Origin of the sequence: Bacillus sp. FJAT-45037 (assembly GCF_002797325.1) — a bacterium.
Lineage (GTDB): Bacteria > Bacillota > Bacilli > Bacillales > Bacillaceae_D > Alkalihalophilus.
Genome location: NZ_KZ454938.1, coordinates 630,737 through 651,413, shown reverse-complemented (window position 1 = coordinate 651,413; position 20,677 = coordinate 630,737). Strand labels below are relative to the sequence as shown.

The 20,677-nt window shown below is 40.3% G+C and carries 23 protein-coding genes; 8 read left to right on the top strand and 15 right to left on the bottom strand.

The features are described 5' to 3' along the window. Positions 1-1,041, bottom strand: coding sequence for an ABC transporter substrate-binding protein (locus tag CDZ88_RS03185; RefSeq protein ID WP_157796453.1), 1,041 nt, complete (start codon positions 1,039-1,041; stop codon positions 1-3). Further along, on the bottom strand, positions 1,028-2,116 hold the full coding sequence (locus CDZ88_RS03180) for an ABC transporter ATP-binding protein (protein ID WP_157796452.1): 1,089 nt from the start codon (positions 2,114-2,116) through the stop codon (positions 1,028-1,030). The genes CDZ88_RS03185 and CDZ88_RS03180 overlap by 14 nt, the downstream gene beginning before the upstream one ends. Positions 2,117-2,270: 154 nt before the next feature. On the opposite strand from CDZ88_RS03180, the gene CDZ88_RS03175 reads away from it, so the two are divergent. Together CDZ88_RS03175 and CDZ88_RS03170 are read left to right on the top strand one after the other, a co-directional pair. Then, positions 2,271-3,155, top strand: coding sequence for a LysR substrate-binding domain-containing protein (locus tag CDZ88_RS03175; protein WP_100372157.1), 885 nt, complete (start codon positions 2,271-2,273; stop codon positions 3,153-3,155). A gap of 92 nt (positions 3,156-3,247) precedes the next feature. Beyond that, on the top strand, positions 3,248-3,610 hold the full coding sequence (locus CDZ88_RS03170; RefSeq protein ID WP_100372156.1) for a hypothetical protein: 363 nt from the start codon (positions 3,248-3,250) through the stop codon (positions 3,608-3,610). 46 nt (positions 3,611-3,656) lie between these two features. Here CDZ88_RS03170 and CDZ88_RS03165 read toward each other — a convergent pair whose 3' ends face one another. From CDZ88_RS03165 to CDZ88_RS03140, 6 genes are all read right to left on the bottom strand, one after another. Further along, positions 3,657-4,049, bottom strand: a complete 393-nt coding sequence (locus CDZ88_RS03165; protein WP_100372155.1) for a DUF302 domain-containing protein — start codon at positions 4,047-4,049, stop codon at positions 3,657-3,659. Positions 4,050-4,136: 87 nt separating this feature from the next. Then, a complete protein-coding gene (locus CDZ88_RS03160; RefSeq protein ID WP_100372154.1) occupies positions 4,137-4,634 on the bottom strand; it encodes a hypothetical protein in 498 nt (165 codons plus the stop codon). A 123-nt stretch (positions 4,635-4,757) separates the two neighbouring features. Next, complete coding sequence (locus CDZ88_RS03155; RefSeq protein WP_100372153.1) at positions 4,758-5,897, bottom strand: M20 family metallopeptidase; 1,140 nt, start codon at positions 5,895-5,897, stop codon at positions 4,758-4,760. 187 nt (positions 5,898-6,084) lie between these two features. Further along, positions 6,085-6,561, bottom strand: coding sequence for a GNAT family N-acetyltransferase (locus CDZ88_RS03150; RefSeq protein WP_100372152.1), 477 nt, complete (start codon positions 6,559-6,561; stop codon positions 6,085-6,087). 99 nt (positions 6,562-6,660) lie between these two features. Further along, positions 6,661-7,218, bottom strand: coding sequence for a class F sortase (locus CDZ88_RS03145; RefSeq protein ID WP_100372151.1), 558 nt, complete (start codon positions 7,216-7,218; stop codon positions 6,661-6,663). Between the two features lies 1 nt (position 7,219). After that, complete coding sequence (locus CDZ88_RS03140; RefSeq protein ID WP_100372150.1) at positions 7,220-7,930, bottom strand: DUF4397 domain-containing protein; 711 nt, start codon at positions 7,928-7,930, stop codon at positions 7,220-7,222. Positions 7,931-8,100: 170 nt separating this feature from the next. Between CDZ88_RS03140 and CDZ88_RS03135 the strand changes: the two genes are divergently transcribed. Beyond that, on the top strand, positions 8,101-9,090 hold the full coding sequence (locus CDZ88_RS03135; RefSeq protein WP_100374581.1) for a lipoate--protein ligase: 990 nt from the start codon (positions 8,101-8,103) through the stop codon (positions 9,088-9,090). 225 nt (positions 9,091-9,315) lie between these two features. Here CDZ88_RS03135 and CDZ88_RS03130 read toward each other — a convergent pair whose 3' ends face one another. Then, positions 9,316-9,756: a MarR family winged helix-turn-helix transcriptional regulator gene (locus CDZ88_RS03130; RefSeq protein ID WP_100372149.1), complete on the bottom strand. Its 441-nt coding sequence runs from the start codon at positions 9,754-9,756 to the stop codon at positions 9,316-9,318. Between the two features lie 140 nt (positions 9,757-9,896). On the opposite strand from CDZ88_RS03130, the gene CDZ88_RS03125 reads away from it, so the two are divergent. After that, a complete protein-coding gene (locus CDZ88_RS03125; protein ID WP_100372148.1) occupies positions 9,897-10,520 on the top strand; it encodes an NUDIX hydrolase in 624 nt (207 codons plus the stop codon). Between the two features lie 26 nt (positions 10,521-10,546). Here CDZ88_RS03125 and CDZ88_RS03120 read toward each other — a convergent pair whose 3' ends face one another. After that, the gene (locus CDZ88_RS03120) at positions 10,547-12,025 is read right to left on the bottom strand and encodes an MDR family MFS transporter (RefSeq protein ID WP_100372147.1); all 1,479 of its coding nucleotides are present in this window, start codon (positions 12,023-12,025) and stop codon (positions 10,547-10,549) included. A gap of 231 nt (positions 12,026-12,256) precedes the next feature. Between CDZ88_RS03120 and CDZ88_RS03115 the strand changes: the two genes are divergently transcribed. The 3 genes from CDZ88_RS03115 (at position 12,257) to CDZ88_RS03105 (ending at position 14,853) form a co-directional block, all read left to right on the top strand. Next, the gene (locus CDZ88_RS03115) at positions 12,257-12,532 is read left to right on the top strand and encodes a hypothetical protein (RefSeq protein WP_100372146.1); all 276 of its coding nucleotides are present in this window, start codon (positions 12,257-12,259) and stop codon (positions 12,530-12,532) included. Then, positions 12,533-14,182, top strand: coding sequence for a sodium:solute symporter family transporter (locus tag CDZ88_RS03110; protein WP_100372145.1), 1,650 nt, complete (start codon positions 12,533-12,535; stop codon positions 14,180-14,182). 101 nt (positions 14,183-14,283) lie between these two features. Next, positions 14,284-14,853, top strand: coding sequence for a hypothetical protein (locus CDZ88_RS03105; protein ID WP_100372144.1), 570 nt, complete (start codon positions 14,284-14,286; stop codon positions 14,851-14,853). 67 nt (positions 14,854-14,920) lie between these two features. Here the strand turns inward: CDZ88_RS03105 and CDZ88_RS03100 are convergent, their stop codons facing one another. From CDZ88_RS03100 to mtnN, 3 genes are all read right to left on the bottom strand, one after another. Then, on the bottom strand, positions 14,921-15,193 hold the full coding sequence (locus CDZ88_RS03100; RefSeq protein ID WP_100372143.1) for a hypothetical protein: 273 nt from the start codon (positions 15,191-15,193) through the stop codon (positions 14,921-14,923). A 110-nt stretch (positions 15,194-15,303) separates the two neighbouring features. Continuing rightward, positions 15,304-15,540, bottom strand: a complete 237-nt coding sequence (locus tag CDZ88_RS03095) for a YrhC family protein (protein ID WP_100372142.1) — start codon at positions 15,538-15,540, stop codon at positions 15,304-15,306. Positions 15,541-15,627: 87 nt separating this feature from the next. After that, on the bottom strand, positions 15,628-16,326 hold the full coding sequence (gene mtnN / locus CDZ88_RS03090; protein WP_100372141.1) for a 5'-methylthioadenosine/S-adenosylhomocysteine nucleosidase: 699 nt from the start codon (positions 16,324-16,326) through the stop codon (positions 15,628-15,630). 129 nt (positions 16,327-16,455) lie between these two features. Here mtnN and CDZ88_RS03085 point away from each other — a divergent pair, with 129 nt between their 5' ends. Beyond that, entirely contained in the window at positions 16,456-16,668 is a 213-nt protein-coding gene (locus tag CDZ88_RS03085) for a YrzA family protein (protein WP_100372140.1), read from the top strand. Positions 16,669-16,812: 144 nt separating this feature from the next. Here the strand turns inward: CDZ88_RS03085 and ppc are convergent, their stop codons facing one another. Beyond that, positions 16,813-19,566, bottom strand: coding sequence for a phosphoenolpyruvate carboxylase (gene ppc, locus CDZ88_RS03080; protein ID WP_100372139.1), 2,754 nt, complete (start codon positions 19,564-19,566; stop codon positions 16,813-16,815). Positions 19,567-20,504: 938 nt separating this feature from the next. Further along, a complete protein-coding gene (locus CDZ88_RS17960) occupies positions 20,505-20,624 on the bottom strand; it encodes a putative holin-like toxin (RefSeq protein ID WP_442857080.1) in 120 nt (39 codons plus the stop codon). Positions 20,625-20,677 lie beyond the last annotated feature (53 nt).

Below are 20,677 nucleotides of genomic sequence, written 5' to 3'. Positions count from 1 at the left end.
TTATCTCACAATCCCCATAAATTTCTCTAAAATGTCTTGTGTGTTTTCTTCAAGGTACGCCCAATCAAAATCTAATTGCTGAATGTCACCTAATTCAGTACGAATCTCATGTGGTTTAACATCTTCACGTGCAGGTAAAAGATACGCATCTGCTACGATCTCTTGCCCTTTATCAGAAAGAATAAAATCAATATATTGTTGAGCAGATTTTACATTTTGGGCACTTTCTAAAATAAATGCCGGTCGAGGTGTGACCATTGTTCCACTTTCAGGAAACACAAGGTCAACAGGCTCCCCATTTTGCATGTTGTTATATACCATATAGTCTACACCAGCCATCACAACGGAGTTTGCCCCACTTATTACCGTTTGAAGTGCTGGGTTATTAGCCCCTTCTAGCGATAAACCATTCTCTTTTAATTCCTCAATTAACTCCCAACCTTCATCGCCTTCTTGATTAATGTAAGCTGCTATAAAGTCACGTGCTGTCCCCGATTGAGTCGGATCTGGAATCGCAAGCTTATTAGTAAACTGCTCAGCTGTTAAATCACTCCAATCTGTGGGAACCTCTTCAACTAAGTTCGTGTTATAACTTAATGCTAGAGCTGATGCACTAAACCCATAAAAATGATGGTCCTCATCATACCAACCATCATGCAACGAATCTACATACTCTGATTCATATGGCATCGTTAACCCACGCTCTTTATATTCCATAGCTGGTGGCATAGAGGCAAGGACAACAACATCAGCAAGTGGATTTCCTTCTTCTGCTTGAAGACGTCCCAATACATCCCCTGTCGTACCTTGGAACATATCTACTTCAATACCTGTTTCTTCTTCAAATTCTTCAACTAAACGCTCTGCCATTCCACCTGGCCCTGAAGTATAAATCGTTAGCTTCCCAGTCTCTTCTACTACAGCTGGCTCTTCAGAATCATTTGCAGGAGCCCCACTATCTTGTTCCATTTCTGTTTGTCCACAAGCTGTTACAAACAGCATCATCGTCATAGCCATTACAAATCCTTTAAGCTTTCTCATGTACAATTCCTCCTTCATTTGTCATTACGTGTATATTTGATGTATCTATTTGCACAAAAATAGTTTGACCGACAGAGAGACGTTGGTGTGAGTACGCAAACATCGTGTACTTACTATCAGTAAGACTTAAAGAGATTTCATAGCGCTCTCCTAAAAAGCTCACTGTTTCTACTCGCGCCTCAAGTGCATTATGTTCTTTCGCTACTGATAAAGTCACATGTTCAGGTCGAATAACCGCAGTGACCAATCCTTCTTTTCTTTCATCACCTTCGCAAAGTGGTACACTCACGCCTTTACCAATTAGTAGTTCACAACGCTCTTCCACCTTTTGACAAAGAGCTTCAACTAACACACCTCGTCCGACAAATGATGCGACCGTTTTATTTTTGGGACGCTGATACACTTCCTCGGGTGTCCCGACTTGCATGATATGCCCAGCATTCATGACGACTACTCGATCTGACATTGACATGGCTTCACCTTGGTCATGCGTCACATAAATAGCTGTCATATTAAGTTTCTTTACAAGTGACTGCAACAGAATCCTCATATCATCTCGCAAAGAGGCATCAAGTGCACTTAATGGCTCGTCCATTAAAATAATTGAAGGATCATTTGCAGTCGCACGAGCAATCGCAATCCGTTGCTGCTGCCCCCCAGATAGCTGATGCGGATAGCGTTTTGCATGATCACCTAGTTGAACATTTTCAAGTGCGGTCATGACTTTTTCTTGTAAGTTCTTTTTATTGCCCGTTGCTTTTAAGCCGTAGGCAACATTCTCAAAGATTGTCATATGCGGCCATAGAGCGAAGTCTTGAAAAACCATTCCAATCTTTCGTTTTTGAGGAGACACATTCACATGTTTTTCTTTGGAGTACATACATTGATCTCCAAAATAGATCTCACCAGAATTAGAATCTTCAAGACCGGCTATCATTCTAAGTAATGTTGTTTTACCACAACCTGATGGACCTAGTAAGCTTACGAACTCTCCTGATGTAATGTGTAAGTTTGTCGGCTTTAAAGCTTGAAGCTGATCAAACCATTTATCTATATTTCGGATGCGGATATCCATCTGTTCGCTCCTCCTAACAACTTATTACAGCCTTAACTTTACACGAGGAATGTTAAGGGAAAGTTAAGATGACATAAACAAACCATCAATATTATCGATATATAATCTATTTAAGTATAGAATAAATCTATACTTAAATTTATGGAGGCACAAAATGAACTTACAACAATTGATTATGTATCAATCCTTTTGCACACATAAAAATGTGACAGCTGTAGCGAATGAGCTCTGTTTAAAGCAACCAACCGTCACCTTCCATCTAAAGAACCTACAACACTCTTTAGGGGTGAAGCTCTATGAAAGAAATGGCGAGCAAGTCACCTTCACATCTGCAGGAAAAACATTACGTTATTACTCAAAAGAAATATTAAACCTAATAAAGGAAACGGAGAGAGTGATGAATGATTATAAAGAGAATCGGCGTGGGGAATTATTTATTGGTGCTAGTCACATTCCTGCTAACTATCTTCTACCTTCTACATTAAATAGTTTTTCTCAAAAATTCCAAGACATACATTTCAATATACATGTTGAAACGACGCCTAAAATAATCGAGAAAGTTTTATCGAAAGAATTAGATCTTGCTATCGTGTCAGAGCAAGGACTAGAGCATGAAAATTTATCAGTAAAACCGCTTGTCGAAGATGAACTCGTGATCGTGACACCACCTAACCATCCTTTAACACAAAGTACAGATTTAAAGAAACAGATGAAAGAAACACCTTTTATTCTGCACAAGAGCGGTTCTACGAGACAAATGATTGAAGAGTGGGGAAAAAAAGAGAGGATTTCCTTGCAAACAAAAATGGAACTAACAAATATTGAATCAATAAGACAAATGGTCATGCTTGGATCAGGATGTTCTATTTTATCTAAAAAAGCGATAGAAAAAGAATTACAAAGGGGTGAATTAGATTATATAATGATTCCGAACCTCAAACATCGTCATTTATCGTTAGTTTATCGCCACGATCGTTTGATCACTCCAACTATGCAGTCGTTTATTAATGAACTATTAATAAATGAAAGCAGCTACTAGTGATTACTCACTACTAGCTGCCCTTGCTTACTTATGCTTTTGTCTATGTATCATGCATCGTGACGTTTACAATATGATAAGGAGGTGAACAAATGAAGGTTTTCTATGAAGAAATAGACGGTTCGCAGCAACCAAAATTACTCATCGTTCCTGCTTCGAAATCAGATCAAACCGCCACCTATGAAGTCTGTGGTCCTTTTGAACGCTTTTATACAGAAGAGTTTCATGATGAATTTCGCGGATTAACCGTTACGCTCGGTGAATTACTGCGTGTCAGAGATAAACCAATGACTTTTTCAATTAGCCTCCTCGCCGTTAAGACGTTTTTACTTCAGCGATACGGCAGCAGTGACGTGCTCGATGAGATCGACTACTTCGTCCTACTGATCGACGATATTGAAGAGCTCTTACAAGTTGAAGTAAGAGTCCACATAACTAAACAGGAGAAGCATTGACTTCTCCTGTTGGTTAAATCATTTATGTCCCTGCCTCATTTGCCGATTATGCTGATTCGACTGTCTGTTTCATGGCTGCAAAAATTCGTTCTTCGACTGATGCGGCTATCTTAACTAGCTCATCTTGCTCAAGAGCACCCATTAAGTATGTTGGCTTAGGCATTCCAATCTTGGTAGTTCCGTTTTCGACGTAAACGACCATTTTACAAGGGAGAAAATACCCAGCAAGTAAGGAAACAGAGAGAACATCCTTCGCCACTTTAGGATTACATACTTCAAGCACACGGAAATCTTCTTCAAACGTTTGACCTTTTTCTTCTAACTTAGCCTTCAAGTCAAAGTCCCATAAGACACCAAATTCTTGTTCTTTTAAATTGGCCACCAATTTCTCGACGGTTACATCCAGTGTTTCGCTTGATTCTAGTGTGACATGAAACATAAAAAAGCCTCCTTTTAGTTAAGTGATATATACCCCATTACCTATATTACCACCTTACTTTATCAATAAAAAATCTTCTGCGCAAGTTTAACCGATGCTACCTGGAATTTTTCTTGATGACTGATTCGTACTCTCATCCGAAGTGGCTTCTTCCTTTGCCTCAGCAACTTTCGCCCCAATGTTCTTCATGTCCTCTTTCACTTCTTGCGCTTGATTGACAAGATCCATCGAGTCTTCTTTCACATCATTAACTTGCTCTTTAAGATCACCATTAATTCGTTCATATAGATCCTTTGCCTCCGTAATGGCTTCTTTTAATACAGCGGATGCCGATTGTACTCGTGCTTGGATATCTGTTTTCACTTCTTCAGGATTTTCTCTTACTTTTGTATACATATCCATTGTTTGGTCTTTCATATCACTCGTTGCTGTAGTGACACGATTTCTCGTCTTAGGATCCAACATCGCTACTGCAGCTCCGACTGCTGCTCCAATGACAATGCCTTTCATAAGACTCCCGCTTTTTTCATTACCTGTTGTTCCTACTTGTGTTTGTGTTGTGCGATAACCTTTTGGTTGTTCCATGATAAAACCCTCCTAGATAAATTAAATGCTCGTCTATTACTTAAAATGTACCCTTTTTCTCATTCTCTAAACAAAAAAAGAGCCTACCATGATGGTAAGGCTCCGCATGTATTGATATTTTTATTAATCGACATGTAGACGTTGAATGATTTTCGCCAGTAATTCTGTTCGTTCTGTCAGTGAGGCAATTTCTAAATATTCATGTTCACTATGCGCATTTCCGCCAATTGGACCGAGGCCATCGATCGTCGGTATTCCCATCGCTGCCGTGAAGGAAGCATCCGATCCGCCTCCGGTTCTTGTGTCCTTAATATTCATCCCAAGCTCTTGCCCGACTTCTTGTACAATTTGAAATAAATGAGTGATTTTCTCGTTTTTCAACATCGGTGGGCGGCTGATGTCTCCCGTTAATTCAATCTTCGTTCCAAAAACATCAGTGGTCGCGCATACTTGTTCAATTTTGTATTCCATCTCTTCGGCTTGTTGCAGTGTCGACACTCGGACATCGACATGACCAATCGCAGTTGAGGAAACGGTATTAACCGCATCTCCCCCTTCAATAATCCCAACGTTGACGGAAATTCCGTGTTCGTGATCATTTAATTCATAAAGCTTCACAATCTTATGAGCGAGTTCTTCAATCGCACTTCTTCCCTTTTCAGGTTCGATTCCTGAATGCGCAGCTCGTCCATGCACTTTAATTTTGTATCGTCCACTACCTCGACGCTCGGTAACAAGTGAACCATCTTTTCTCGCTGGCTCCATAATCAATGCGTAAGAGATGCCTTTGGTTGCATGTTCAATGAGTGCTCTTGACGTCTTTGAACCAATCTCTTCATCACTATTTAAAATAATTCGAACATTTTTATACGAATCATCGCCAACTTGCTTCAAAGCACGTAACGCATAAATAACAGATACTAAGCTTCCCTTCATATCAATTACACCAGGTCCGTAGGCACGCCCTTTTTCTGGATCAATTCGGAATGGACGGTCTTTCGCTGTTCCTTCTTCAAACACTGTATCCATATGAGCGACAATGAGAACATCTCGATGTTCCGCTTCAGAATGTTCAATCACCAGATGGTTTCCTACTTTTTCGTTCTCAACCACACGAACGGAAAACCCTAAAGCTAAAAATTTCTCCGTTATAATCTCCCCAACTTGATCAACACCAGCTTTATTGGTCGAACCACTATCGGTATTGACCAGTAACTCTAGCAATGTCAGCATTTCCTTTTCTTTTGAATGAATCTCGATCATGATCGTGTACCTTCTTTCTTCTCCTACACATTTACCTGCCTACACTAGTATATGCTAGCTATTCCCTATATTTTCGTTGATTTTCGCCCTTTTGACAAGACTGAATTTGCATTTATGCAAAATCAGCTCGAGCCTAGAGATAAAATCCAAAAAGCAAAGCCCTCTTCTCAGAGCTTTGCTTCAATCCTTATGAAGGTAGAACTTTCTCAAATAGGACTCGGTCTTTTCCTGGCCCATCATAATTTTTGTATACCGAGATGCCATTTTGTATCGTCGTTCCTTCTCTTATTGTAAAGCCCATTCGTCGGTGAAATGCAATCGAACCCTTATTCACTGGCGATGTCACACAATGAATCAAGGTACACCCTAGCTCTGTCGCTTTTTCGAAAAAAGCTTCATATAAAATACGGGCATGGCCTTCCTTTCGTGCCGATGGATGAATGCCAACAAAATGAATATAGCCTATTTTTGGGTGTGTATCTGAAGTGAATCCGATTAAAAAACCGATAATCTCCTTTTTTCCTTCAATAACATAACTTGTATGTTGAAAATGGATGAAAAACAAACGCTGCAACATATCACTCATCATGCGGCCGCCCCACCAATCATCGATAATGGCGATGACACGTGCATAATCAGCTTCTACTACATGTCTAATATTCATATTTTCATCCCCATTCTATTGTATCTCTTTACTTCAACTATACGCTACGAACTGCTAATCCTATAACCTTCCCTCCTAAAAAACAACAAATAGCCGAGCCTACTCACTGGGCTCAGTTATTTGTTTATATGGGTGTGGGCGACCAACTAATAATGCCGTTACAACTAATCGATGAGTGTGAGTCCTTTGCTTTTTACTATAATAACCTGAGCAAGTGATCAATTTTATTTTTGACGGACCATTCGTTTGAAAGATTGTATCTATCGGTGCCTGATCTCGTTCGTATTCATCAATCGATTCAACTTGATAAGTCAAAATTTGATCGTTCTCATTCACAATGTACATGAAGTCACCTGCACGTAACTCATTTAACGAGTAAAAAATGGCGGGGCCAACATAATCATCAAAATGTCCCGCCATGACAGCATGTCCCGGGCCACCTGGATTCACCCCATCTTTATACCAAAACACCGCTTCTCCATCATCTGGAATCTGTTGAAGCTCCGAATAACCAATTGGTGTAACCTCGGCATCAATTGATAAAGAAGGAATTTTTAGCTGATTAGGCGCAAAACCAGTCAAACTCTCTCTCGCATCAACAACAGACGGCTGATACAGTCCAACAAGTATCGATATAGCTAATAGACAACCCTTCATGTTATTGAACGCTTGAAGCGCCACCTAACCCTGTTTTTGGCACATCATCTGGATTTCGCATAGCATCCATGAGGAGGATGACGTCAAATTCAGGCTCTCCGTTTAACAGACCAACTGCTACTGCTGTATAAACCATGCCATTTTTTAACTCAAGTTCAGGTAATTCTTCTACGACATCTTCCGTTCCTGCCGCGCGAATTTGTAGATTATATTGTCCTTCTGGTAATTCTAAGTACTCCGTCACTGCTGAAAATGCCGCATTAGGGAACAAGACATCTCCTGTATCTGTAGCAATATCTACAGCGGGGGCATCAGGCGAAAAATGAGCGACACGAATTTTTGTATTTCCGTCGGTCACTTCTTTTTCATCTGCTAATGCTGTCAACCGCATCGACTCTAAATGACCAATCGCAGCTACCGTATAAGCTTTTCCTGCGCTGACTGTCACTTGCTCAGTGATAACCACTGTTTCGCTATCTCCTGCAGGATAAATTTCAACCTTATGTGTTCCTTCAGGTACAGTTAAGTACTTACTTACCATTTTATATTCTACATTATCTAAAACTAGGTCGTCATTTACATACACATCAACGGCTGGTGCATCAGGGGAAGCGTGAAGCACGCGTACCATAGCCACCTCACTGGCAACACTTGCTCCGGCAAAAGCAAGCAACATCACTAGAAGCAATGCAAGTCCAAAAACTTTCTTCATTTTACTCATCTCCTTTTTTTAATAGGTGCAAGCATATGTTTCCAATTGGCTTCTATTCCTATTCATGATTGATCTTTTCCACCAACAGTCCTCGTGCTGTGCAATTAGACGTAATTTAAAACAAACACTATACTAGAAGAAGAAAAAAGTAGAGAGGATGAACGTTCTTGTTGAAATTTATTAATAACCAAGGAATCACTGACCCTCGAATCAACCTCGCTATTGAGGAATTCGCTCTAAAGCATTTAGACAAAGAGCATTCGTATCTATTGTTCTATGTCAATGAACCATCGATCATCATTGGGAAAAACCAAAACACACTCGAGGAAATAAACCTTGATTATGTGAAAGAAAATAACATACATGTAATCAGACGTTTATCAGGTGGAGGCGCTGTCTATCACGACTTAGGCAACTTAAACTTCAGTTTCATCACAAAAGATGACGGTGAATCTTTTCATAATTTCAAGAAATTCACAGAACCTGTTGTTGACGCATTAAAAAAATTAGGGGTAGAAGCGGTCTTAAGCGGACGTAATGATATTCATGTCGGCGAACGGAAGATCTCTGGAAATGCACAATTCTCCACCAAAGGGCGTATGTTCAGCCACGGGACACTTATGCTCGATTCTGAAATGGAACATGTCGTAGCTGCCTTGAATGTAAAAGATGAAAAAATAAGGTCAAAAGGCATTAAATCCATTCGCAGTCGAGTAGCCAATATTTCTGAGTTTCTTAGTCAGCCATTAACAATGGACGAATTTAAACAAGTCCTTTTGCAATCAATCTTCGAAATAAAAAATGATATTCCAACATATCAATTAACAGAAGTGGATTGGAAGGAAATTGAAGGCATATCCAAAAAGAGATACCGTCATTGGGATTGGAATTACGGAAAGTCCCCTTCATTTGATCTAAAACGTTCCAAACGTTTCGCGATTGGTTCCATTGATGTGCGTTTAAATGTTCGTAAAGGAAAGATTGAAGCATGCAAAATCTATGGAGACTTCTTCGGTGTGGGCGATGTGAGTGAGCTCGAGGAAATGTTACTCGGTGTTCGGTATGATAGCGAAGCTCTTTCTGACGCTTTTGCTGAAACGGATCTGAAAATGTACTTTGGTAATCTTGCTAAAGAAGAGTTTATCGACCTTTTATATTAAATGACCTATTGCCTAGGAAATGTTTTTTGTCTTAACCTGTCACGACCTGTAAAAAAAGAGCGGTTCACCTAAGTGAACCGCTAACAATGGGGAGAGTAGAGAGAACATTTTGGAAGCTAGGTCTATGACCTTTCCTACGTTTATCTTAACTGACTCTTCTACCTAATTCAGCTTATATGTCATATCTTCTCACACATTTTCTATCATACGTGACTGACACAAGTTCTATGCTTGAAGCGCATGAAGCCCAAGCTTTTTTAGCAGTGCGATCGTCTGTTCGGTTTCTTCATCATTCAATCCTGATAATATACTAGCAATTCTTTTTTTATGATCATCGAATCGTTCGTTCATCCAACTCGTCCCCTCATCTGTTAACGTAGCATAAGTAATCCGACGATCTTTTGGACACGGGAGCCTGACTAATAGTTGTTTTTTTTCAAGCTTATCAACGACGTATGTGATACTTCCACTTGATATTAAAATTTTTTCACCAATCTTTTGTAGAGGCTGACTTCCTTTATGATAGAGCAACTCAAGGACCGCAAATTCTGTTGGATTGACCCCGTATCCGCGGATATCTTTTTCTACTTCATGTATGACTGCATTGTGAGCCCTTGATAAGACAACAAATAACTTCAATGCAAGCTCATCATTTGCTTTTGTCATTGGATAATCCCCTTTATCTTAAATCTGAGATTTTTTTCAGTGTACAAGACCTCAGCCTATTTTGCAACTACGTTTTCGATCACATCCTATGCTATACTAAGCGTAAAAAACCTTACACACAAGAAGGAGGGGATTACACAATGTCAACTGTTTCATCAATTAAATCACTTTTGGCAAACAGACAACCTGGTGTCCTCGGTCATAGAAAAGCCAAGCATTCAGCCATATTAGTCCCCCTTGTTCATGCCGACGGGAAACTCTCTGTTTTATTTGAAGTCCGTTCAAAGAACCTAAGTAGCCAACCAGGCGAAATTTGCTTTCCTGGTGGACGTATTGATGCCACCGATTTAAATGCTGAAGCCGCTGCTGTACGCGAGCTCTCTGAAGAAATTGGCATTCCAAAAAATCAAGTCTCTATCATCGCTCCTCTCGATTATTTAGTTACGCCGTTTCGCGGGGTGATCTACCCCTTTGTCGGAGTAATTGAAGATCTTAGCGCCCTTGTGCTGAATGATGACGAAGTAGCTGAAGTGTTTACCGTACCACTTGATTATTTATATGAGCATGAACCTAAAAGATTTGAGATGGGGATTACCTTTGAACCTGCTAGTGATTTTCCATTTGATCTAATCCCTAATAAGAAAACCTATAATGGACGAACTCAAACCATTCCTGAACTGTTTTATTTTTACGAAAACTATGTTATTTGGGGCTTAACAGCTCGTGTCCTTCACCATTTTCTAAGTATAACAAAGCGAACATGACTCGTTTATCTGTTCGCTTTGTTTCGTTATTTAGATGAGTCTTTTGGCAGCTTTAATATAAAAAAGAAACTAATCAACGCGAGGATGAGGATCGCCGTAAACACAAAACTTAAACTGCTAGCGAGTCCTTGTTGCAAGGCTTCTAGCTCTCCTGCTGTTAGCTTTATCCTCTCTCTGTCACCAAGCAGATTGTTTACTACATCAATCGTTGGTTCAAAAGATAATATCTCTTCTTTCTCACTCAGCTCTGTTTGTAAGCGGCGGTTTAGTAGCCCACCTAAAAATGCTACCCCGACGGCTCCGCCTAACAAGCGCATAAACATATTCATCGATGTCGCTTCACCTCGCACTTTCCATTCGACCGTTGATTGAATGGATACGATAAAGGTGGTTGTCGAAAAGCCCATTCCAACACCAATAATAAATGAACCGACCCCAGCCCAAAGTGGATGTTGCACAAGAGGTAGCATGATATAGAAAATCCCACCAAGCACAAGGGCACATCCTCCAATAATCGCGGTGACACGAAACCCTGTTTTTAACATCATCTTCCCGGCAATCGTTGCTGAGATCGGCCAACCGATGGAAATCGCAGTAAGCGCAAGACCTGCAATAATAGGTGGTTGGTTCATGACTCCTTGAACATAAGTAGGTAAAAATGTCGAGATCGCAAGGAGAATGGCTCCTCCTGAAAAAGAGGCAATATTTGCATTCCGAATATGCGGATGACTCCAAAGCGAAAGGGTCATAATCGGATTATTAACCTTTCTCTCGATCACTAAGAAGACACTGAAGCAACTAATCGATAGAGCTAATAAAAGCAACACAAGTGGCGAACTAAAGCCCCATACACTTCCTTGAATCAAAACGAGCATAAACGGCGTAATGGCTAAAAACAGTAAGAATGCCCCTCCATAATCGACTTGTTGCTTTTTCTTTTCGATCGATTCATGTAAAAATAGATTCACACCTATCAAAGCAATGATACCAAATGGCACGTTAACCCAAAAAATCCATGACCAGTGAACATACTCAATAAAGATTGCACCAAGGACCGGACCCATAATCGCCGAAATTCCCCATACACTAGCTAAGTAGCCTTGGATATTCGCCCGCTCTTCCTTTGTGTACATGTCACCGACAATCGTGGTCGCAATCGGTTGAACAGCACCCGCCCCGAGCCCTTGAATAAAGCGACTAATAATTAACATTTCCATCGAAAATGAGAATCCACAAAGGATGGATCCGATTAAAAAGATACTAATCCCGATCGTGAAGATTAACTTTCGACCATACATGTCTGATAGTTTGCCATACACAGGAATCATTACCACTTGCATCAATAAATAAGATGAAAATACCCAACTAAACATTGAAAATCCACCTAAGTCTGCGACTATCCCAGGCATCGCAGTTGCGACAATCGTCGCCTCAACAGCTGCCATAAACATCGCTAGAACAATAGCAGCTAAGACGATCGGCCTTTTAGTTTGTTTATTCCCCATTACATGGACCTCCAATAAAACTCTTTAAAATTTTCTCAATATTTAGTCTTTACATTCGGACCTATATGATGTAATTTTAGTATAGATTGTGAAACAGTGGTACGATTAATTTTATCGTAGGAGGTGGCTTACCTATTTAGTGAGCGACTGCTCAGGATGTGTAAACCGAGTGAGCGTTCAGTCTGAGTTATTTTTGAAAGCGTTAACAAACATAAGAAACGAGGTGTATGTATGAGTGCTTACAAAAAAGAAGTATGGTTTACCGTCATCATGGCTTTCCTTTTCGTAGTCTCCGGTCACATGGGATTTGTGTTCTCACTCTTTCCTGTAGATGCAATGCTGTTTGGCTTTCCTGTGATGTACATAGTTCCAATTTTAGTTGGGTGGTTCGGTGTGTTGATTCTCACAGTGATCGCTGGACGAATGGGGAACCACATTGATCAAGCCATTGAAGATGAAAATGCACAAAATCAATCCACAGATTCCTCACAGAAAGGAGCAAGTTAAATGGAAGAGCAATTATGGCAATTATCTAACCCTATTATCGGTATTGTTTTTGTTGTCGCAACATTCGCGCTTTTTTATATTGTCGGTTATGTCTCCAACCGTTCAAGTAAATCAGTAGAAGACTTGTATGCAGCAGGTGGCGGTGTTGGACCAATTACAAATGGACTCGCAATGGCCTCCACCTACATGAGTTTAGCGACCTTCCTTGGTGTGACAGGTCTCATCTTAAATTTACAAGCTCCTTTTATTCTTTTATGGATTCAAATGATTTTAGCCATTCCTCTCATTACCATTATTTACGGAACGAGCTTACGTCGTATGGGTGCATTTTCCCCTACTCACTTCGTCCGTGAACGTTACGGGGTAAAGGCTTCGATTATCGCAGCGTTATTCATGATTTTAGTATCACTGATGTATTCTTTAGGGCAAATGATCGGGATTGCCGTTACGTTTGAAACATTACTTGGTATTCCTTATATGACTGGTCTCATCATCGGTGGCTTATTAATCGTCGGGTATGTAACGATCGGTGGGATGTCTGGAGCGACAAATAATGCTGCCATTCAAATGGTTATTATCGCATTAATGTTCATTGTTCCACTTGGGGCGATCATGAAAGCAATGGGGGGAACAGGTTGGTATTTCCCACCTCTTTTATACGCAGACATGGTTCCTGCCATGCTCGAAGCAATGCCAACATTCTTTGATTATCAATACTCATCAAAATGGTACTTTGCATTAATCCCAGCGTTCACAATTGGCGCACTTGGCCTACCTCACTTAGCGATGCGGATTTACACCGCCTCTAGTTTAAGAAGTGCTCGTCAAGCGATGGTATGGTTTGCGCTTGTTTTAGGACTTGTCTTCTCTGCAACTTATGCAATGGGCTTTGCTGGCGTTTACTTCACACAAACAGAAGGCGTGGTCATTTCTGCTGCGGATGCAGATAAATTAACAATCATCTTAAACCTAGTGTACAACCCTGAATGGGTCACAGCACTTGTTATTGCTGGTGCGATCTCTGCTGGGCTTTCAACATTAAGTGGAAATCTTCTCGCAATTGGAGCATTAATTTCACAAGATATCGTGACGACGCTTCGCCCGAATTTAACAAATAGCACAAAAGTAAAATTAGGTTATTTCTCAATCGCCGGTGGTGGTCTAGCCAGCGTACTCTTAGCAATTAATCCACCAGACTTCTTAGTTGTTAGTATTTTGTGGGCCTTCGGGTTAGCAGGGGTAACGAACGCACCACTCATATTAATGGGCGTATGGTGGAAAGAAGCCAACCGTTATGGAGCAATGGTTGCTTCCGTTGTCGCTGGTGGACTCTACATTGTCGTATCACCATTTGTGTTCCCAAACATTGTTATTAGTGGGCATGCATTAACAGACGGAATGGGAATTTCTGGAGCGATGCTTGCTGTCCCGCTTAGTTTCTTACTTTTAATAGTGGTTTCTTATATCACAAACAGAATGCCTTCTCTACAATCGAAACTTACAACAGCTGAGGACCATAAGTTAGTTGAGCGCATTCATGGGTGGACCGATGTACACCCAGGACGTTACAACAGCCGCTTCGGTGCTGCAGTGATTAGTATCGTCTGTTTAGGAATTGCCGTATGGGCGATTATGCCATGGAACTTATAAGAAGAACTTGACAGTTACAACCATTTATAGCAGTGTACATAATGTACACTGCTATAACTCTATACATATAAAATCAGTCATTTAGGATAGGAGTTAAAAAGATGAACCGATTTACGTTACTAACTAAGGCGATCATGCTAGATCGATTAGCATTTAAAGAACTCGCTGACTCTCCTAAAACCAATCGCATTGGTTGGTTGCTCGTCTTATTACTGGGAATTGCCTATGGGTTATTTTCTGTTCAAGCTAATCATGCCTATGTAGAAAGCTTTGAGTCACCTTTGCTTCGAACTTTCATCGTTCCACTGATCTTTATCCTTTTTGGAGTAATCACGATTGTTCTTACTCGCCTTGCGTTCACTTTATTACTTTGGGCTGGTGCTAGAGGCTTTGGTGGCCCTGGTATGGTGCGTTCGCTTTACCGAGTTTCCATCATCATTCTCGTCCCTAGCTTTTTAGCGATGCCAACTTTAATTGGTTTGCAAGCTGGGATTGAGATGACTTTGATCCATAGTGCGTTATTAATCGCGGGCCTTGCTTGGATGTATGTCCTCGGAGTACGCGTCCTAGAAGCTACGCAAGCGTTTAAAGGGGTGCGTTCATACGGCTCCGTTTTAGCAATCTTCATCTTCTTCGCCTGCATCTTCTATCTCGTTATTCCACCCGCTTAATGAAAAGAAAGCGCTCTGCTCAATAATGGCAGAACGCTTTTTTATCTAAAGAATGGAAAGAAATGAGTTATTCTCTGCTCAAACGTTTATTTAGAGCCTCCGCTTGAACATCGACATGTTTGACAATTTTATCTGCATAGAGACCTAAACTAGCAATCATATTTTTCTGCATTCGATCTTGGCTTTGTTCAAGGCGATCTTGTCCAAGCTTCAGTTCTGTAATATCCGTCTTTGTATGACGAATATCCGTTTTAACTCCTGTCATGTCTGTTTGTAAATCAGAAATATTCGTCTTCATGAAGCTCATATCAACTTTCATCTCATCGATATCTGTCTTCATATAGTATCATTAACGCATAGTGCGAAGAAATACCATCATCATAAAAAATTTCACAACAATAAAACGAGCATAGAGGTTCGTCCTCTATGCTCGAATTCATCTATTTTAATCTATTGATTTTCATATAATTTTTTCTGTGCGTTCATAGCCAGTCGGTGACATACAACAGCAGATGCCAATGTCCCGAAAATTCCAATAATGTAACTACCAGATAAAACAGTAGCCCCACTCTCTGCTGGAATAATCAAGCCAATTGTTAAAAAGGCACTTAAAGAAAGCAAAATAAATCCAAAACGTTTATAATCTGCTACAGTAGCTTGTAAGTCTTGTGTCTTTTTCTCTGTCATGGATTGTCCCCTCCTACTCATACCTAATGATAGCATGTTTTAGTAGAGTTATGAGGATGTAATGTTTCGTAACAGAGGAAATGTTTACTATTTATTGGCTAAGGTTTCTACCATTAACATCACTTGTTTCGCTGAATTGACAGACGCTGTCTCTAGGAATTGTTCGTATGACACTTTCGCATCACTACCGGCAATATCTGATAGAGAACGAATGATAACAAATGGCACCTTAAATTGATGACAAACTTGAGCAATCGCCCCTGCTTCCATCTCTGCACACTGAGCACTCGGGAAATGTTCCTTTAATTCTAGGACACGAGCATGATCACTCATAAACGAATCACCTGAGACGATCAGACCCTTTACTGTGTTAACCCCTACTCTTTCAGCTGCTTGGTCTGCCACTGCGATTAAGTCATCATTCGGCACATAAAATGCGGGCATTTGCGGAACTTGGCCAAATTCGTAACCAAAGACTGTCGCATCGACGTCATTGTAACGAACTTCCGTTGAAATGACGACATCACCAACATGTAATCCTTCTTTAAATCCACCAGCAGAGCCGGTATTAATGATATGATCTGGTTTGTATAATTCGATTAATAACGTTGTCGCGATCGCCGCGTTTACTTTACCGATTCCTGATTTAAGCAAGACCACATCGACACCGTCAAGGTCACCATGATGAAATTCACACCCTGCAATCGTCCGATCTTCTCTACCTGTCAATTTACTTTTTAGTAATTCTACCTCTTCATCCATTGCTCCAATAATGGCAATTCTCATCTTCTTCATCCTTTCACTCACTAAATCTCTTACTAGTATACACAGCTAACCAACTGAATTCACTTATTTTCTTTTTTTGTTAAATTTGCTATGATGTGAAGCATGTAAACTAATGAAGGAGCGGTCGCGATGTCTATTCAACTTGAACGAATCGAGGATAAAATTGAATGCTTTGAAACACCAAGCTTCAAAGAACTTGAACAACGAATGAATGATAAAATCGAACATAACAAAGCTCTTTTACTTGAGGTAGCTAGTGTGAATCATCATATCTATCCCCACGTAAAAACTGGACAACCAATCTACACAGCTGTCGTTCATTTTAAAGCCAAACAACTCTAAATCAAGAAGAGGCTAGGACATAATGAAAGTATTTAACTAAGGATCCAAACAAAACGCTAATTTAGCAGCGTATTTGCACCACCAATTATTTGTTCGGATTCTTGCAAGTTAAATCACTATTGTCCTAGCCTCTTTCTAATTAGATCAACCTGTATTCACAAGCCCTGCTGCTACTCCACTAATCGTTAACAATACCTCTGTTAGTAGTTCTTCTGATTGTTCTTCTTCTGAACGCATCTTAGAGATTAAGTCTACTTGTAAGAAGTTAAGTGGATCAACATACGGATTCCGTCTGTAGACTGATTCTTGAATATTTGGCGAATGATCAAGCAATTCTTCGCTTTGTGAGATCTGCAATAGCACTTCTTTCGTGCGTGTGTATTCCTCTCTAATGTTACCGAAAATTCGATTAGCAATGTCTTTATCTTTGACTAAGTTCATGTACTCTTTCGCTGTCTTTAGATCAGCTTTCATCAGAGCCATCTGAAGGTTGTTAATCGTTGCATGGAAAAATGGCCATTTCTCATACATTTCACGCAACAACTGTAAGTTCTCTTCGCTCCCTTGTACAAATTCACTTAAACCTGTTCCTGCCGCATACCAAGCTGGTAGCATTTGACGGGACTGAGTCCAAGCAAATACCCATGGGATCGCACGTAAGTCTTCAAAACGTTGGCTTCCTTTACGACTCATTGGACGTGAACCGATGTTTAACGCACCTAACTCTCCGAGTGGGGTTGCTTGGTTAAAGTACGTAAGGAAGTCTTGATCGCCGAAGACAAGCGATTGATATTTCTTTAATGAATGTTGTGAAACAACTTCCATCGCATCTTCCCACGCTTCTTCACGGAAATGTCCTTCCTTCGTTTGAATCGATGAGGCAGCTGAGGCTTCAAGAAGAGCTGAAGTCGCTTGCTCTAAGTTTCTAAATGCAATATCTTCTAGTAAATAACGAGAAGATAACACTTCACCTTGCTCTGTAATTTTCACCCCGTCACCTAACGTTTCTACAGGTTGTGAAAGAATGCTGCGGTTAAGCGGGCCACCGCCACGGCCTAATGATCCACCACGACCATGGAAGAATTTCAAACGAACATGATAATCTTTCGCCATTTCATGAATCTCTTGTTGTGCTTTAAATAGCTTCCAATTGGCTGTCAATGTACCGCCGTCTTTACTTCCATCAGAATACCCAAGCATAATTTCCTGATGATTGCCACGCTCTTTCAAGTGGTTGCGGTAAACATCCATTTCAAATAGAGTCTTCATAATATGTGGTCCGGCAACTAGGTCATCCACCGTTTCTAATAATGGAGCAACATGTAGCCCACTTTCAACTGTTCCATCGGCATGCAATCTGTAGATTCCAGCTTCTTTTGCAAGTAGGAGCACTTCTAATAAGTCACTTGAAGACTGCGTCATACTGACAAGATACACTTCAATCGAGCGACTACCAAACTCACGATGCGCACGCTTAATCATATGGAAAACTTCTATAATCTCTTGCGTCTCTTTTGAGTAGTCTTCCTCAAATAATAACAATGGCCTTGGATCATTTAACGCCTCTTTAAGAACTTTCAACTTCTCACTTTCAGAAAGTGCCGAATAATCATCTGTAATTTGAACCGCTTTTAAAATCTCTGTAATCGCTAATTCATGTTCACCACTGTGGTTACGAATGTCTAATGTGGCTAAGTGGAAGCCAAATAACTTCACTTGGCGAATTAACTTACGTAACGTCTTCAACGTGCGATTTGATGGCTGATGAGCTTCGGCGCTATCTTTAATTAAATTGAGATCAGCTAAGAAGTCTTCTGCTTGGTCATAACCAATACTTGTTGAACCAACATTACGAATACGTTTCAACATAATTTGGAATTTTCGACGATACAGTTCCGTCTCAATCGGCCAAGCTTCGTCAGCTTCTAAATACTTCGCCTCGTCTTCTTCTACTGATTGACATAACGCATCACTCATTTCAACACGTGTCGTTGTTTGACTAAATCGTTTCATCAGATCAACTAGGCTTTCTTTATATTTCTTTAAAACCAATCGACGTTGAAGCTCTAACGTCTCCCAAGTCACTTCTGGTGTGACATTTGGATTCCCGTCGCGATCTCCGCCGATCCATGAACCGAAATGTAGGAAGTTTGGAACCTTCCACGAATGATTAGGGAATTGTTCATCTAATTGGACTTCAAGCTCTTGATGAATTTCAGGAATAACATCAAAGAGGGTCTGATTAAAGTAGTGCAAGCCGTTCTTCACTTCGTCTAGTACCGTTGGTTTGCGGTGACGCAGTTCGTCTGTTTGCCATAAAGCCGTTATCTCATTAAATAGACTATCATCCAAACGACGACGTTCTTTTTTCGTTAATTGCGGCTTATCAAATTCTTGTAAGATCAAGGAGATTCGCTTCTGTGTCTCAAGAACCGTCCGCTTCGTTGCTTCGGTTGGATGCGCCGTAATGATCAGCTCAATCGAAAGATCATTTAAAACTTTTTGCATCACTTCATCTTTAGGGTTTAGTTTTTTCACTGCTTCGACTGCTCGCTCTAGTGAGAACGGTTGGCTCACTCCACCTTCTTGCATTTGGTATTCACGCTGACGACGAATACGATGGTTTTGCTCAGCGATGTTCACAAGATGGAAATAGATAGAGAACGCACGAATCACATGCTGACGGGATGGTGGCTCTAACGTACGAATTTCTTCTTTAAGTTGTTTGTATGTATCTTCATCATGTTCTTGGCGCAACGCCTTTGTCTTTTCACGGATCGACTCTACTTTTTTCAATAAGTCCACTCCACCGTGATGAACAAGAATTTCTCCTAGAATATTACCTAGTTTCTTCACATCATTACGTAATAGAGTATTTGGCTGTTTCGTCTCAATCATTGTATAACCTCCCAATGGTAGTGTAACAAAATATCTACTCTCTTATTCGACCTACCGGGCCTAAAAAAGTCCCTCCAGGTCACTATTTGTCCCAATAAAAATCTCACGACAATGCTTTATATTATCTTACTCGATCTGGCGTTTGTGCGCAAATATTTATCAGATAATTTCGCATTTTCGACTCTGATTGATGCTCTCAGATGATTAGGAATGCATGGGTTGTTCATTATCTTAACATAAAATTTGATGTCAGCAATTAATCTGCTTACAACGTTTTGTTGAAAGCCTTACCATTAGAGGAATTACTTCACCTTCTAATTCGAACAGGTGAAACAATTAAAAATCAAGGTAAGCTTTCAAGAAGTACTCCCTTTTATGCCAATGGCTGAGATCCGAGAGCTGCTTAAATTAGATGAGTTATCTTCCTAATATCAAGGTACAGCTCTCCTCGAGATTGATAGATGACACCGTCTTTGAATCTACTGAACTATACTTTAAAAGCGATGAGTACAAATTCACCATTGTCGCGACACTCTCGTAAATCATTATGAGGCTGGACATAAAGAAAGTATTTAATTGAGAATTTAAACATGGCACAAAATAATCTGAGTATATTTCAAAAGCGACTTATTTGCACCGCCTATTAGATGTTTGGATTCTTGCTGGTTAAATCACTTCTTTCCTACCCTCATGATTCTTGTAGGAAAGAATTTTTTTGTGGAACTCCTCTAAGGATAACCGACTCAAAAATTTCCACTCCCCATCATTTCCCTTTGCTTCTTGACCTTGTCTTCCTTTATAATAAGAAGAGATATTGAAACAGACAGAGAAAGACTGAGTGCCCATACACTCAGTCTTTGCAACTATTCGCTGTATGACATGCAGCTGACTACAAAATACATTCGACAGAGTAGCTTCCCTTACTTAGCTGCAGGGGGCTACTTCTTTTTTTGTTGGCTCATGATAATCGTAACGACTAACGCGAGCACAGCAAGTAACAAACTTGAAAATTGAGCCATTAATGCAAGAGCTTCATAGATCGTCAGAATAAGCGTCACCCCCTTTTTAGTGGGAGTTCCGATGCCATTTCGCTCCTAGTTGCTACTCACAT

Excerpts from the sequence above, each read along its gene's own strand:
- CDZ88_RS03185 (WP_157796453.1), bottom strand. The coding sequence starts at position 1,041 with ATGAGAAAGCTTAAAGGATTTGTAATGGCTATGACGATGATGCTGTTT.
- CDZ88_RS03180 (WP_157796452.1), bottom strand. The coding sequence starts at position 2,116 with ATGGATATCCGCATCCGAAATATAGATAAATGGTTTGATCAGCTTCAA.
- CDZ88_RS03175 (WP_100372157.1), top strand. The coding sequence starts at position 2,271 with ATGAACTTACAACAATTGATTATGTATCAATCCTTTTGCACACATAAA.
- CDZ88_RS03170 (WP_100372156.1), top strand. The coding sequence starts at position 3,248 with ATGAAGGTTTTCTATGAAGAAATAGACGGTTCGCAGCAACCAAAATTA.
- CDZ88_RS03165 (WP_100372155.1), bottom strand. The coding sequence starts at position 4,049 with ATGTTTCATGTCACACTAGAATCAAGCGAAACACTGGATGTAACCGTC.
- CDZ88_RS03160 (WP_100372154.1), bottom strand. The coding sequence starts at position 4,634 with ATGGAACAACCAAAAGGTTATCGCACAACACAAACACAAGTAGGAACA.
- CDZ88_RS03155 (WP_100372153.1), bottom strand. The coding sequence starts at position 5,897 with ATGATCGAGATTCATTCAAAAGAAAAGGAAATGCTGACATTGCTAGAG.
- CDZ88_RS03150 (WP_100372152.1), bottom strand. The coding sequence starts at position 6,561 with ATGAATATTAGACATGTAGTAGAAGCTGATTATGCACGTGTCATCGCC.
- CDZ88_RS03145 (WP_100372151.1), bottom strand. The coding sequence starts at position 7,218 with ATGAAGGGTTGTCTATTAGCTATATCGATACTTGTTGGACTGTATCAG.
- CDZ88_RS03140 (WP_100372150.1), bottom strand. The coding sequence starts at position 7,930 with ATGAAGAAAGTTTTTGGACTTGCATTGCTTCTAGTGATGTTGCTTGCT.
- CDZ88_RS03130 (WP_100372149.1), bottom strand. The coding sequence starts at position 9,756 with ATGACAAAAGCAAATGATGAGCTTGCATTGAAGTTATTTGTTGTCTTA.
- CDZ88_RS03125 (WP_100372148.1), top strand. The coding sequence starts at position 9,897 with ATGTCAACTGTTTCATCAATTAAATCACTTTTGGCAAACAGACAACCT.
- CDZ88_RS03120 (WP_100372147.1), bottom strand. The coding sequence starts at position 12,025 with ATGGGGAATAAACAAACTAAAAGGCCGATCGTCTTAGCTGCTATTGTT.
- CDZ88_RS03115 (WP_100372146.1), top strand. The coding sequence starts at position 12,257 with ATGAGTGCTTACAAAAAAGAAGTATGGTTTACCGTCATCATGGCTTTC.
- CDZ88_RS03110 (WP_100372145.1), top strand. The coding sequence starts at position 12,533 with ATGGAAGAGCAATTATGGCAATTATCTAACCCTATTATCGGTATTGTT.
- CDZ88_RS03105 (WP_100372144.1), top strand. The coding sequence starts at position 14,284 with ATGAACCGATTTACGTTACTAACTAAGGCGATCATGCTAGATCGATTA.
- CDZ88_RS03100 (WP_100372143.1), bottom strand. The coding sequence starts at position 15,193 with ATGAAGACAGATATCGATGAGATGAAAGTTGATATGAGCTTCATGAAG.
- CDZ88_RS03095 (WP_100372142.1), bottom strand. The coding sequence starts at position 15,540 with ATGACAGAGAAAAAGACACAAGACTTACAAGCTACTGTAGCAGATTAT.
- mtnN (WP_100372141.1), bottom strand. The coding sequence starts at position 16,326 with ATGAGAATTGCCATTATTGGAGCAATGGATGAAGAGGTAGAATTACTA.
- CDZ88_RS03085 (WP_100372140.1), top strand. The coding sequence starts at position 16,456 with ATGTCTATTCAACTTGAACGAATCGAGGATAAAATTGAATGCTTTGAA.
- ppc (WP_100372139.1), bottom strand. The coding sequence starts at position 19,566 with ATGATTGAGACGAAACAGCCAAATACTCTATTACGTAATGATGTGAAG.